We start from the raw sequence: 15,592 nt of genomic DNA on the forward strand, positions 1-15,592 counted from the left end.
AATAAATTATTATTTAGTATTTTAAAATTTAATCAGTTTATATTTATTAGCACTCTTTAATGTCGAGTGCTAATACAATTATTATACTAATTAATACTATACTTAATATCAAATCCTATTTTAGCCTAAATTAATGATTTTACTAATGAATGGTTAATTTAAATGCCTATAACTTAACTTTTCTTATTTTTTCATATGAAATCAATTGTTTCCTTTTTAATATTAAATTTAAATGATATAATATTAAATAGATGTAAAAAATTATAAAGTTTAGGTGATTTATATGATTTTAAAGAGGTTTAAAAGTGCAAGATTACTTTCAATATTAAAGAACTTAATAATTTATCTCTTATTAGCATTTACTATAATAGGCATTTGTATAAACTTTATATTGCTTTTTAAGTATATTTATTATTTAGATATTAAATTACTAGATTTAGAAAATATATCAGGATTAAGTTTTAACAAATTAAAAACTAATTATGACTACTTAGTGAAATTCTTATATTCTAATAGTAATAATTTTTCTATGCCATATTTTCCTGCTTCGCCTGAAGGTAAGATTCATTTTTTTGAAGTTAGAAATATTATAAGAACATTAAACTATTGTCTATGTGTAACTTTGCCTATTAGTATTTTTTATATTTTTAAACAATTACATAGTAAAACTCTAAAGTTCTTAAAATGGACATCTATACTTTTATGTGCTATACCTGTAATTTTACTATTTCCACTAGCGATAAACTTTTCTAAATCCTTTGATGTATTTCACTATATACTATTTAATAATGATTATTGGATTTTTGATGAAACTCTAGATCCTGTAATAACTGTTTTACCAGAAAAGTTTTTCTTGCATGAAGGTATTTTTTTACTTTTTATAATCTTTATTATATCCATAATTTTATATTTTATATACCATAAAAAGAAAAGAAGCTCCTAGGGCTTCTTTATATTGTTATAATTGATATTAATTATTGTATAGTTCATACTTACGTTCTACATTTTATTGAAAAGGGTGATTTTCATGGATTATTTTTTTATAGTTTTTGGTCTCCTCATTCCATCTATGTTGTTCATCATTATAAATAGAGTATTTCTTAACAACATGCCTACTATTAAATTAATGTTTCTATCTTTATTTACAATGATAATTGGTATAGCATGTTTGGTAATTATAAATGATGAATTTAAAACTTCCTGGGTTTTTTTATTAATTGGTTTTTTTATGTTCTTATTTGGGGTTATTACTGGAATAAGCGTACTAAAAAAAGATTTAAAGTAAGTTTTTGGTTACATATAATATAAGTTCAAAATAAGTTATAACAAAATTTTAGACTAGGACTATATTTTTAATTCCTAGTCTAATAAATTATCTACAGTTTTTTAACTAAACCCTTGCTTCTTTATATTTTTATATTATTCTCTCTAGCATAGAAAAATAAATATTGCTGTGCAAATCCTGATAGTTCTCCGAACTTCTCTCTTGCAAATATTCTTATTTTAGGAAGAGAAACATCTGGTGCTACATAAAAGTGTTGCATTGCCCTTTTAACCCATACATCCACAGGAAAAGCTGAGTACTTTTGCATGGAAAATAAAATTATACAATCTGACACCTTAGGTCCTATTCCATTAAACTCCTTCATTGCATCGTGACACTGATCATCATCTAAGGTCTTTATGTATTCTAAATCTTGTTCTTTATTATATATTTTACTCACCGTATCTTTTATATATTTAGCCCTAAAACCTGCACTACAGCCTTCTAATTCTTCTATAGTTGCCTCTTTTAGCTGCTCCATAGTTGGAAATGAGAAATAAGATTTTCCTTTGTAAATTATCTCTTCTCCCCATTTTTCACTTATATTATTTATAACTTTTTTTATCATAGGTATCCTATTATTTGCAGAAATTATAAAAGATAAAGTTATCTCAAAAGGTTCTTGCCTTAATATCCTTATACCTTCCCCAAACCTAACAGCTTCCTTTAGTATAGGATCTTCACTTAATTTATCTTTAATTTTTTTATAATCCCTTTTTAAATCAAAATACTCTTCCCATATTTTATAAAATTCATCCATATTGGTGTTATAAATCATAACATCCTCTTTTATTTTCTCAACTTCTATTACCTTTCCATAGGCAACCCCTATATAACTGCCATTCTCCGTCTTATTCCATCTAAAACATTGTCCACAATCAAATATATCTTTAAGTTCGAAATTACGTACCTTCTTAATTAAAACCCCTTCTTTAACCTCTTCCACACTTTCATAATCTATATATGACATCTCATTCACTTCTTCCTTTTTTTAAATTTATTTTTACACTTCATATAATAATATTATACCAAAAACATATATTTTAACTATATAAAAATTCTTAAGGTAGTGAATCAGTGATGAAGTGACTGTCATATGAACATTTTATTCCAACAAAGCATATATTAATACTTTACCTCTGTTAGATAATTCTGTTCATATGATGGTTACGCAATTACCTATGAACAAGTTTAGAATTTCTTTACTTCTGTAGTAAATATTACGTTAAAAAGTTTTAATGTTTGAGCAAAGCGAGTTTTAAAACTTTAGTAATATTTATGGAAGAAATATTAGAAATTCTTAAGGCAGTGAATCAGTAATGAAGTAACTCTCATATGAACATTTTATTCCAATAAAGCATAAAATTAAAACAGCCCCTAATAATAGGAACTGTTTACTATTTAGTAATATCATTGTGAAAAAATTATTAACTTAAAATATAATTGCTAATTATTCATTGATAATTTGGTAATTGTTCATTGCTAGAATATCATATACAGTATATTAGCTAATATACCAGCTACAAGGCCAGCAATTAATTGAGTTACAATTGCTTGATTTACTAGGTCTCTTTCACCTATAGCGTCCATCATTCCAACATGAACACTTAAGAAACCAGCATTTGCTATACCCATTGCTGTAAATACTGCAATATCTTTTGCATTTATTATACCATTTTTAAGGAACTCTGGTACAACTGCTAAGGAAGCCCCTACAGATGCTAAGGATGTTACTGGGAATGCCACTGCTTCTGGATTTGAGAATCCGAATAATGGTTTTATTATAAACTCAAGCTTTTTACCTGCCCATGGGAAGAAACCTATACCTTGATATGCTTCTCCTGTGTAAACACCATTAGGACCTGCACCCTTAGATAACATCATTATAAATGTGCACATGATTACAACACCTGGTATAATTGTAAGTGCTGTATCAACACCAGTTTTACCACCATCTAATAGCGCTTGTAGTACTCTTTGAGCAACATTACCATCTCTAATTTCCCTATACTTTAATATATCATATCCTTCATATTCACCTTTAATAACGTCTTCATCTGGCCCATAAACTTTTTTACCAACCCTAAGCATTAATCTTACTCCTACAATACCACTAGCTAAAGCTGCAATATTTCCTATTAAAACTGCTTTTCCTAATGGTACCTCTGCTGTAGACTGAGCAAGCATAAATGTAGTTACTATAAGTCCCATACCAAAGGTTGTTCCAAAATTAACAAGAGAAGGTATTTGATATTTTTTAAAATATTTTAAAAATCCTTTATCTTGTACAATTGGAACTATAGATGGATTATCAGATAAATAAGTTGTAACTGCCCCTACAGATGCAGCTCCTGGTAATCCGTAAAGCGGTTTCATAAGTGGATATAATAACTTATTAATTACAGAAACTATTCCAAATTCAGATAATAGAGCTGTAAATGAACCTGCAATAACAATAACACCCATTAAAAACCATATGGTGTTTAAAATTATGTCATGTGCAGTTCCCATCATGGTTTTAAACATTTTATCCACACCCATTTTACTAGCAAATACTCCAAATAGGATTGCAATAACAACAAAAGCTATATAGGTTTCTGTTGTTACAACTTTAACTATTCTTTTTTCTTTAGTTGTTTCTTTTGATGTCTCTTTTACTTCTTCATTTTTTGTTTTTTCCCCGATCATAAAGTAACCCCTCCTAAAATTTATAAAAGTAGTACGAGAAATGGCGAAATTAATTTAATATTCTAAAAATTAACAAAATAATTTTTCCCCTAATTCCTGTCCCTCATATACTTTAATTCTATTTTATATAGATGAACAGCAAATGTCAAACTATTAATAATATTTTTTATAATTAAATTTTTTCTATATATATTCATATCTATAAAACTTTCAGCATATATATGAAATTCATTCTTTTAATGTTTGAGCATAGCGAGTTTTAAAAATAAAACCATGCATAAAATGGAGTTTTTATTCCCATTCATGCATGGTTCTATATCATCTACGGATACTGCTTATGCAATAAACCTTTTTATATTCTATTTGCTTAGCATGTCCTCTATAGCTTTAGCTGCTTTTTTACCAGCTTCCATAGCTAATATTACTGTAGCTGCTCCTGTTACAGCATCTCCACCTGCATAAACTTTTTCTCTTGATGTTAATCCTGTATCTTCTTCTGCTACAATACATCTTCTCTTATTAATTTCAAGACCCTTTGTTGTTGAAGGAATTAATGGGTTTGGTGATGTTCCAAGTGACATAATTACTGTATCAACATCTAAAACAAACTCTGAACCTGGAATTTCAATTGGTCTTCTTCTTCCTGATTCGTCTGGTTCTCCTAATTCCATTCTTACACATTTCATACCTTTAACCCAGCCCTTTTCATCTCCTAAGATTTCTACTGGATTAACTAAAAGATCTAGTATTACCCCTTCATCCTTTGCATGGTGAACTTCTTCAACCCTTGCTGGAAGTTCTGGTTCTGATCTTCTATATACGATATGTGCTTCCTTAGCTCCTAATCTTAAAGCAGTTCTAACAGCGTCCATAGCAACGTTTCCGCCACCAACAACTGCAACTTTTTCTCCTACTCTAATTGGAGTATCGTACTCTTCTTTAAATGCTTTCATAAGGTTAGTTCTTGTTAGGAATTCGTTAGCTGAGCAAACACCATTTAAATTTTCTCCTGGAATGCCCATAAACTTTGGAAGTCCAGCTCCTGAACCTATAAATACTGCATCAAATTTTTCTTTTTCAAATAAATCATCTATAGTAACTGTTCTACCAACTATTACGTTAGTCTCAATTTTTACACCTAATTTTCTAACGTTGTCTATTTCATGTTTTACAACTGTATCTTTAGGTAATCTAAATTCTGGAATACCATATACTAAAACTCCACCTGGTTCATGTAAAGCTTCAAAAATAGTTACATCGTAACCATCTTTAGCAAGATCTCCAGCACATGTTAATCCTGCAGGGCCACTGCCTATAACAGCAACTTTTTTACCATTTCTAGGTTTAGTTTCTGTAATGTCTACATTGTTTTCTCTAGTCCAGTCAGCTACAAATCTTTCTAATTTTCCTATAGCTACTGCTTCTCCCTTTATGCCTAAAACACATGTGCTCTCACATTGTAATTCTTGTGGACAGACTCTTCCACATACTGCAGGTAGTGCACTATATTTAGCTATAGTTCTTGCTGCTTCTTCAAATTCTCTATTTTTAACATGTTGAATGAACTCTGGTATAGCTATGCTAACAGGGCACATAGTAACACATCTTGGATTTTTACAATTTAAACATCTAGAAGCTTCTTGTACAGCTTCCTCCTCTGTATATCCTAAGCAAACTTCCTTAAAATTCTTTGCTCTTACCTTTGGATCTTGCTCAGAAATTGGAACTTTTTTCATTCTATCTATAGCCATTATTTAGCACCTCCTAAGCCACATCCTGTTTTCATACCTTCAGTTTGTTTTACTTCTTCTGACTTATACATTGCAGCTCTTCTCATAGCTTCATCAAAGTTTACTTTATGTCCATCAAACTCTGGTCCATCTACGCAAGCAAATTTAGTTTCTCCATCTACAGTTACTCTACAAGCACCACACATGCCTGTACCATCAACCATAATTGGATTTAAACTAATTACAGTATTTATTCCTAATTTTTCAGTTGTTAAACATACGAATTTCATCATTATCATAGGTCCAATTGCTACAACTTGGTCATATTTCTTTCCTTGGTTATTAACTAAATCTTCTATTAAGTTTGTAACAAGCCCCTTAAATCCATAAGAACCATCATCAGTAGCTATGTATACATTATCTGCAACTGCTTTCATTTCTTCTTCTAAGATGACTAATTCTTTAGTTTTTGCACCAATTATAACATCTGCTTTTACGCCATGTTCACTTAACCATTTAGCTTGTGGATAAACAGGTGCTGTTCCTAATCCTCCAGCTACGAAAAGTATTTTCTTGTCTTTTAATTTTTCAAGATCTTCATGTACAAATTCTGAAGCTTGTCCTAGTGGTCCTACGAAGTCATGTAGATAATCTCCTTCATTAAGCTCCATCATTCTTTGTGTTGAGCAACCAATAGCTTGTATAACTATAGTTACTGTTCCTTTTTCCTCATCAAAATCACAAATTGTAAGTGGAAGTCTTTCTCCCTTTTCATCCATTATAACTATAACAAATTGTCCAGGTAAAGCTGACTTAGCAACTCTTGGAGCCTCAATATTCATTAAAAATATTTGAGGAGATAATTGTCTTTTCTCAACAATCTTATACATAGTCATTCCTCCATATTATTTTATATTAAAATTTTTAAAGCTATAGGTTTTAAAAATTTATAATTTTCACAATTATTATTATAACACGTTTTATATCTTTGTGAAGTGTTGTGTATTAATACTACACAATATTAGTATTAATACTATAGAATATTACTATTAATAGTATATTATTCCTTTCAGATACAAAAAAATACAGAGATAGTAATTCTATTCTCTGCTATTTATCCCTGTCCTTTTACCTGAAAGATTCCTTAATACTTTTAAAATGTAATATTAAATAATATAATACCTTTTTAAAATATTAAGTTTCTTCTTCGATGCCCTTGCGGATCTCTCCAGGGGTGTGTCCAGTTATTGTTCTTACACCTGAAAGTTTCATAATAAATCCATAGCGAAATTTACTCTTTTCTTCTTCGGTTACTCTTTAAGAGTATCTCCAATAACCTTCATTCACTTATTAAATTTTACAATACATAATGTCCAATCTATTTCTGTACATATTCATTTTATAATTATATATATGTTTAGTCAACCTAAATCATTAAAAATACTTTAGAAAATTAAACCTTTAGAAAAAATTTCAAAAACTTTCTAAAGGTCTATGTATATTAATTCCTTATTTTTTATCAACAATTATCACAATCGTTTATAAGACAACTTAAAGTTAAAAGACTTTCACTTAAATGTACATTTTCCACAATAACACCCTCTGGAACATTAAGGTCAACTGGTGCAAAATTCCATATACCTTTTATTCCACCTTGAACTAAACTATCGCACACTCCTTGTGCACTTTCACTAGTTACACATAGTATTCCTATATCTATCTCATTATCTGATAAAAATTGAGGTAATCTATCAATATCTTTTACTTCTATATCCCTTATTCTTAATCCTATTACCTTTGGATTTCTGTCAAAAATTCCTTCAATTACAAAACCCAGTTTTTCAAAATTCACATAGTTTGCAACAGCCTGACCTATGTTACCTGAGCCAATCAATACCATCTTATATGCTTTTGCAAGTCCTAATATATTGCTTATTTGCATATACAGTTCATTTACATTGTAGCCATATCCTTGTTGTCCAAAATCACCAAAACAATTTAAATCTTGTCTAATCTGTGAAGCTGTAAAACCAATTTTTTCACTTAATTCCTTAGATGAAATTCTATCTACATCATTGCGCAATAATTCTCTTAAATATCTATGATACTTAGGAAGCCTCTTGATTACAGCCATAGATATATTTTCTTTTTTCTTATCCAAAGTTGCACCTCCTCTTAAAGTTATACTAAGATTACATTTTTTAGATTTTTAATATATATAATAATATTCTTATGTGTTACCCATTGTCAAGTATTATAATGTGTAAGAATTTTATTATTTATTCTATTTTATCATATAATCTAAATCTATAAGTGACTATTGCCCAATTATTTTGTATAATAACTTTATATGTATAAAAAAGTGAAGGTGATTTAAGTGATAGTTCTTAGTTGTAATAAGGTACATAAAAGTTATGGAATTGATACAATATTAAAAGATATCACCTTTAGTATCAATGAAGGTGACAAGATAGGTTTAGTTGGTTCCAATGGTGCAGGTAAATCTACATTATTTAAAATATTAACTGGAAATTTAGAGCATGATGGTGGAGATATTTTTATAGATAAGGGAAAACAACTGGGTTACTTATCTCAAAGTTTATCCCTAGAATCTACAAATACCATATATGAGGAAATGCTTACAGTTTTCAATGAACTTATAAATCTTGAAAATAGGATTAAGAAATTAGAGGAAGAGTTAAATAAACCCTATGAAGATTTTAATAGTAATGATTATGATAATGTAATTAAAGACTATACTTCTTCTAGAGAAATCTATGAAATAAAGGGTGGCTATACTTATAAGGCAGAAATATACAAGGTGCTTTATGGTCTTGGATTTCAGGAAATTGATTTTTCTAAGAAAATAAATATACTTAGTGGTGGTCAAAAAACTAGGGTAGCCCTATGTAAACTTCTACTCCTAAAACCTGAAATACTACTTTTAGATGAACCTACAAACCATTTGGACTTAAATGCTATTGAATGGTTAGAAGAATATCTAAAATCTTATAAAGGAAGTATAGTAATTGTTTCCCACGATAGATTCTTTCTAGATTCTATTACAGAGAGAACTTTTGAATTAATTAATGGAAAAGTTGAAGCTTATAATGGTAACTATTCTAAGTTTATTGAACTTAAAAAAAAGAATAGAGAAACCCAAATGAAAGCTTTTGAACATCAACAAGAGGAAATTAAGCGTCAGGAAGAAATAATTAAGAGATATAAGTCTTTTAATAGGGAAAAAAGCGTAAGAGCTGCAGAAAGCAGACAAAAAGCCTTAGATAAAATGGATAGAATTGATGCTCCTGAAAAAGAATATAAATTAAAATCCTTTTCTTTTCAACAAGAAATCCAAAGTGGAACTGATGTTTTGTTTTTAGAAAACCTATGTAAATCCTATGGTCATAAAACTTTATTTAAAGATTTAAGCTTTCAAATAAAGCGTGAAGAAAAGGTTGCTTTAATAGGAGAAAATGGTGGTGGTAAAACTACCCTATTTAAAATCCTATTAGATTTAGTAAAACCTGATTCTGGAACTAAAATTCTAGGAAGAAACGTAACCATTGGTTATTATGATCAGGAACAATCAAATCTTACCTCTGAAAAAACTGTTTTAGATGAGGTTTGGGATGACTTTCCTGAACTAAGTATGACTGAGGTAAGAAGTGCTCTAGCTGCTTTTTTATTTATAGGGGATGATGTATTTAAAAATATTTCTTCTTTAAGTGGTGGAGAAAAATGCAGAATAAATCTTTTAAAATTAATGCTTAAAAAATCTAATTTTTTACTTTTAGATGAACCTACAAACCACTTAGATATAATGTCTCGTGAAGCCTTAGAAGATGCCCTGTTAACCTATGATGGTACAGTTTTAGTAATTTCCCACGATAGATACTTTTTAAACAAAGTGGTTAATAAAATTTTAGAACTTCATGTAGATGGACTTAAAGAATATTTAGGAAATTATTCTTACTACATTGAAAAAAAGAAAAATCCAACTAGATTCAAACTTGAAGAAGAATTTCAATCTGGAAAAACCAAAACTCAAATAAACAATGAAAAAAAGAAAAAAAGAGAATTAGAAAAAGAAGATAAACAAAAAAAGTTGCGAGTAAAAGCTTTAGAAAAGGAGATAAGTTCTCTAGAAGAAGAAGTATCTAAACTTCATAAAGAACTTTGCAAAGAAGAGGTATACTCAAGTCCTGAAGAGACTATAAAAATAAATTCTTTAATAAGTTCTAAAGAAAATGCCCTTGAGGAATTATATGAGGAATGGGAAAACTTAATTTAATGCCTGTAATAAGAAGTTCTTAGCCTTAGTAGGAATAATTTACTTCCCCTAAAGCTAAGAACTCTATTTATTTATTAAGTTTTCTTAGACATTTTTGTTCATATGATAGTTAAGCAATCCCATGTAAACATTTTTGTCTAACATATCCATTTATTAAATATTCACTATTAACTTGCATAAAACTTTGGTAAAATTAAATTCTTTTACACTAAATTCTTTTGTTTTAACGGGAACCTTTAAATATAAAACTCCTTGCAATTGGCCACTTTTAACCAATGGATTTATTATAACAGAATAACAATTTGGTATATTAGTTATAGGATCTATATCTTTTATATCATTCCAATCAACTAATACCATACCATTTTTATTGCTAATAACTTTACCTAGCAATTGTTCATTAAAATAGTTAGATACAAGACTACTTTTATTACTTTTTCTATAAAATCTTTCTTTTATATTTTTATCTTTATCTAAAATAAATAAACTAATAGATTCTCCATCAAATAAAGTCAATACTTTATCTAAAAACATATTTGTTCTTACATCAGAATGCATTTTTGAATTTATTATATCAATACATTCAAAAAGTGTAGATAAATAGCTATAATCCTTTGTATAGTCATCTTTTAAAACCCAAGATATTTTATCATTTTGTTTTGCATCCTTAGAAAAACTTGAACTCCACTTAACAGTGTTATCTTTTCCTGTCTCTTTAGCTTTGTACAAGGCTGCATCTGCTTTCTCAATGAGGTTCCATAACCTTGTACTATGCTTGGGATAAGATGCTACACCTAAACTTACAGTAACTCTTATACTATTTTTAAATTCTAAATTTGAACTTATACCTTTTCTTATTTCTTCACTTCTTAAATAAGCTTCATTTACATCTGTATTCTCTAAAATTATAATAAACTCTTCTCCACCATACCTACCTAAAAATTCATTATCTTTTAATTTTGATAGAACATTTTTACATACTTCTCTTAAAACCAAGTCCCCTGTTTTATGTCCATGTCTATCATTGACATTTTTAAAATCATCAATATCAAACATTATTATGGAAAGAGGTTCCTTATTTTTTTCACATTTTATGATAGATGAATTTAGACACTGTTCAAGGTATTTTCTTGTAAAAGCCATAGTGAGTTTATCATAATTAGAATCTAACTGATTTAAATAAGTTTCAATAAGAAACTGTAGAAAACTAAATAGACTCCTGCACTCTTCTACGAATTTATCATTCAAATTATGTAAAAATTTATCACTTTCGATATATATATAAGCACTTACATTTTCACCTAAATTGTTAATAGGTATAGGCATGCACATAGCTATTTCTATATCTTGAAGCTCAATTAGTTTTTCTTCTTTAAAAACTTTATTTTCTAGAACCACTTCTCTTTTTTCTAACTTGCACTTATTTACGATATATTGGTTTTTAAATTCATATTTTTTATCTGTGCCAACTAAAATTTCTAATTTGTTATTTTTTTCAATAATAATACATCCTAGAGTACTAACGGAGGTTTCAACTAAATACTTTAGAATATTTTCTAAATTTGTCTTAGGATTAGTGGTTATTTCTTTTATCATGTCTTCTTTGTTTTTAATTTTTCCACCCATGTTTTTTTCATATCCTTTTATATATATCTTTCTAAATTTATTATTTTTAAATAACTGTTTTAATATATTAAACTGAAATAACTCTTCCAACTCTTTTAATGTAATGTCTTCTAAATTCATACCTAAATTATTATTATTTAAAAATAATCTTTCAACTTTAAAAATTTCTTCTATAAATACCCATAGATTGTTATATTTTATAAATTGAAGTTTAAGATCTTCAGGAACTTCCTTTATAAGTTTCCTTAAAATCTTAAGTGCATATATATAATTATTAATGGCATTGTATATATCTTCATGTTTTAAATAATACTCTCCTAAAGTGCCGTATATAATAATAGAGAGCATAGGATTTACATTTTTATCGCAGTTCTTTAAAGCTTTCTCTAAGTAATTTAATTTATTTTCCTCTTCTAGGTTAGCTAATACATAATATTTCTCAGAACTAAATCTTTCACTTAAGCTATTAATATTATTGGTATTTAAAATTTCTCTCCATAAAAATCCTAGCCTTTCCTTATCACTTCTTACTATAAATAAAAGTTTTATAAAAAATTCATCCTTAACAACTTCATTTTCAAAGACCTTTACCATCTCTACAAGTTTTATAAACTTGTTATCATCTTTTATATCATTCTCTACATAGGACTTTTCAAAATAAATCATATGTTTTAGAATAATTAAGTCATCATACCCTTCATAAGAAATTTCCCTGCAAACTTGAAGGTACTTATCTATATAATCTATACTTTTCTCATAATCTTTTATCTCATAATATAACATTGCGGAACTATAGTAAAAATCCAGTATATCAAATTTATTTACATTATTGTCCCCTATATATTTCTTAGCTTTAAAATAATAGAAAAAAGCTTCTGAATATCTTCCCGTAATAAAATTGTTTCTAAGTAGTTGATTACATAAAATTAAGTATCCTATATTAATTCTATGTTTATCACATATAGCCAAGGCATTTTTAGATATAGAGATTGACTCCTCATATTTGTTAGTTTTAGAATATAGCTCTGCTAAATTATGACTGGGTAATATAGTTTCACTTATATATCCTTTTTCTTCATATATCCTTTTAGCTTCTATAAAGTACTTTTTAGGATCCCTATTAGAACCGGTTAAGTACATATTACATATACCTAAATTATTTAAAACTCTTGCCATTCCTTCAATATCGGAAAACTCTTTTAAATTATCATAAGCCAATTTATAAAACTCCTCACCTTTAAAGTAATTAGCATTATTTAGCTCTAAATTTCCTAATATATTGTAAATTTTTCCCTTGTGATAACTTTTATATTCCTCACAAATTTTTAAACCATTTTCACATACATTTTTTGCTTTAATTTGATCTCCTTGTAATAAATATAAGTTAGCTTCAATTATAAGCATATCTAGTTTTCCTTTTTTATAATCTATGTGATTTAAAATTTCGTTTATTTCTTTTATAACCATGGATGATTTTTCACCATCTACATATTCAAAATATATATTTAAAATAGCATTTAGTGAATCTATCTTCTTTTTTAAATCCTTTAAACCTGTAGCCATATTTAATGCCTTTTTATAATTTAATAAAGCCTTGTCCATATAATTAATTCTGTAATATAACTTACCAAGTCTTAAGGTTAGAATATATTGTTTGTTTAGATTACCACCAATTGTTTCTAATAAGTTTACAACTTTATCTATATAGTAAATTTCTTTTTTTATATCACCTTGTTTTTTTAATTTATTAGCAAAGATAATGCTATAATTTATTACCTTATGGTAATCCTTTGTTTTTTCTAAATGAAATATAAACTCCTCATCTTCATAAAAATTTATTAGTGAGAACTCTTCAAAATATGAAACTACTTTTTTATGCATTAAATATTTTTCATCTTCATCCATAGAATCATATACTAATTTCTTCAATAACCTATTAGAAAAATCATATATGAAATCCTTACCTTGATAAAAATAAACTAATACCCCTTTATTAACTAAAGGTTCTAATATTTCCTCTATATTATAATCTCTATTTGAATTTTTGATTTCCTTATGAGATACTCCTCTCTTTGGAAATAGAGAAAGATACTTTAATATATAAAGACTTTTAGAATCAATAGTTCCTAATTGATTTAATGTTACTTCCTTTATACTATAAGGTAGCTCATAACTAAGAATTTTATCTCTAGCACTCCAAAACCCTCTATTATCTATATATATATATTCTTTTAAAAATAAGTCCTTTATAATTTCCTCTATAAATAGTGGATTCCCAAAACAATTCTTAACTATTTTGTTTATTTTAATTATAAATTGGAGGTTTTCCACTTCACTTCTAATGCCAAATATTCTATTTAAGAGAATCATTACTTCTTGTTCTTTTAAGCCTTCTAATTTTAGATTTCCACTCTTTTTGTCGCATTTATCTATATAATATATTAGATTTTTTAAATGTTCATTGCATATAATCTCTTCATCTGAATAAGAAAATATAAAATAAAAGTCATAACTATCTCTACTCATATACCTATACTTTTCTAAATTATACAGTATAAAATCTTCAAAAAATTGTGATATACAATTTATATTATCTAATATAAATATAATCTTCATGTTTCTTAAAGTTTCATGTACAAAATTTGAAAGTCTGCTTATTATTTTTTCTTTATCCTTATATATAGCTTCTACATCTAAATTATTATGATTTTTAAGTTCAGGTACTACTTTTTCTAATTCTTCTCTATATTTTTCAATTATATTTTTACTTGAAGCTGCTAAAACCTTCTTTATAAATAAGCAGAAATCACTAATATGTTCAATTTTAGAATTCTTCTTGTTATATACAGTAAAAAATCTTATATTCCCTATATTCAAAGATTCTTCTATATTCTTTAAAAATCTACTTTTTCCTATACCAGCTTCCCCGTGTATTTTAAAAATCCTGGTTTTATCCTTTATGCATTTTTTTATATAACCAACTTCTTCTCTTCTTCCAATGAATGGATTTCTAAATTTTAAAACTTCTAGTTCTTTTAAATCAATATCTTCATATTTTTTATTAAATTTAAAATTTATATCTCTAATTATTTCACTAATGGATTTATATCTTTTTTCTAGATCATCCGTTATTTTAAATATTATATAATAAAATTTATTTATAAATTCATTACTTATTTTTTTATTTGTTATGTTTTTTTTAAATATTTCTTGACCCTTTGACCTAATTTCTTCTACTGGAATAATCTTTCCTGTTATAATGTAGCTTCCCAGTACCCCCAAAGCATATATATCTGAATTTTTGTTATCCTCTTCACCCTTTAAAATTTCTTTAGATTTAAAATAGAGATTACTGTCATCACTATTTAAAAAAGGATCTATAAAATTACTTTTAATTATATCGCTTAAATAAACTTTGATGTCATTGCTTCCCTTTTTAATTTTTACATTAAGGGGATTGATATTTTTGTATGCATATCCCTTTAAATGAACGTAATTAATAGCCCTAAGAATTTCTACAAAAATATGAAGAATTTCATCCTCTGTAAAATCCTTATATATATCTATTATTCTTTTACTATTTTCTACATATTCCGTAGTGACAAAGTATTTTAATTCTTTTACACAGTCACTTTCCCACCACTTTAAAGCTTTAAATTCATAAACTTTTAATATAGACTTAGTATCAATGTTTGAATACTCAATAAATACTTCATTTAATTTCTTGATTAATTCTATTGTAAAAGAATTCTCGTCTATTAAATGAAGCAATTTTAGTTTAAGTCCTTCATTTAAATCAGAAACTAAATATGTACCAATATAGTTATGCTGGTGAATTTTATCTAATATCCTGTATCTTTTATTAATAAGACTCATAGCATCCTTCCCCGTTCAAATATTATAACTTTATCTCATTCCTATCCTGTCTAA

Annotated in this window: 8 protein-coding genes and 1 riboswitch; of the genes, 2 read left to right on the forward strand and 6 right to left on the reverse strand. The window is 27.3% G+C overall.

Annotation, left to right across the window (positions count from 1 at the left end; all coding sequences use genetic code 11):
- Positions 1-283: 283 nt before the first annotated feature.
- Positions 284-943: a TIGR01906 family membrane protein gene (locus tag FNZ64_RS01895; RefSeq protein ID WP_142413189.1), complete on the forward strand. Its 660-nt coding sequence runs from the start codon at positions 284-286 to the stop codon at positions 941-943.
- A gap of 463 nt (positions 944-1,406) precedes the next feature.
- On the opposite strand, the gene FNZ64_RS01900 is transcribed toward FNZ64_RS01895, so the two are convergent.
- The 5 genes from FNZ64_RS01900 to FNZ64_RS01920 all read right to left on the reverse strand — a co-directional run bounded on the left by FNZ64_RS01900 (position 1,407) and on the right by FNZ64_RS01920 (position 7,903).
- On the reverse strand, positions 1,407-2,285 hold the full coding sequence (locus tag FNZ64_RS01900; protein ID WP_142413774.1) for a DNA-3-methyladenine glycosylase family protein: 879 nt from the start codon (positions 2,283-2,285) through the stop codon (positions 1,407-1,409).
- Positions 2,286-2,806: 521 nt separating this feature from the next.
- Complete coding sequence (locus tag FNZ64_RS01905; RefSeq protein WP_142413190.1) at positions 2,807-4,012, reverse strand: CD0519/CD1768 family membrane protein; 1,206 nt, start codon at positions 4,010-4,012, stop codon at positions 2,807-2,809.
- Positions 4,013-4,371: 359 nt separating this feature from the next.
- Positions 4,372-5,757 (reverse strand): NADPH-dependent glutamate synthase, encoded by a 1,386-nt coding sequence (gltA, locus tag FNZ64_RS01910; RefSeq protein ID WP_142413775.1) that lies wholly within the window; start codon positions 5,755-5,757, stop codon positions 4,372-4,374.
- A 5-nt stretch (positions 5,758-5,762) separates the two neighbouring features.
- Complete coding sequence (locus tag FNZ64_RS01915; RefSeq protein WP_142413191.1) at positions 5,763-6,632, reverse strand: sulfide/dihydroorotate dehydrogenase-like FAD/NAD-binding protein; 870 nt, start codon at positions 6,630-6,632, stop codon at positions 5,763-5,765.
- A 347-nt stretch (positions 6,633-6,979) separates the two neighbouring features.
- Positions 6,980-7,085, reverse strand: a riboswitch (glycine riboswitch).
- Positions 7,086-7,261: 176 nt separating this feature from the next.
- Positions 7,262-7,903, reverse strand: coding sequence for a redox-sensing transcriptional repressor Rex (locus FNZ64_RS01920; protein WP_142413192.1), 642 nt, complete (start codon positions 7,901-7,903; stop codon positions 7,262-7,264).
- A gap of 216 nt (positions 7,904-8,119) precedes the next feature.
- Here FNZ64_RS01920 and abc-f point away from each other — a divergent pair, with 216 nt between their 5' ends.
- A complete protein-coding gene (abc-f, locus tag FNZ64_RS01925) occupies positions 8,120-10,036 on the forward strand; it encodes a ribosomal protection-like ABC-F family protein (RefSeq protein WP_142413193.1) in 1,917 nt (638 codons plus the stop codon).
- 153 nt (positions 10,037-10,189) lie between these two features.
- Here abc-f and FNZ64_RS01930 read toward each other — a convergent pair whose 3' ends face one another.
- On the reverse strand, positions 10,190-15,538 hold the full coding sequence (locus tag FNZ64_RS01930; protein ID WP_142413194.1) for a diguanylate cyclase: 5,349 nt from the start codon (positions 15,536-15,538) through the stop codon (positions 10,190-10,192).
- Between the last annotated feature and the right edge of the window lie 54 nt (positions 15,539-15,592).

Origin of the sequence: Hathewaya massiliensis, from assembly GCF_902143515.1 — a bacterium.
GTDB lineage: Bacteria > Bacillota > Clostridia > Clostridiales > Clostridiaceae > Hathewaya > Hathewaya massiliensis.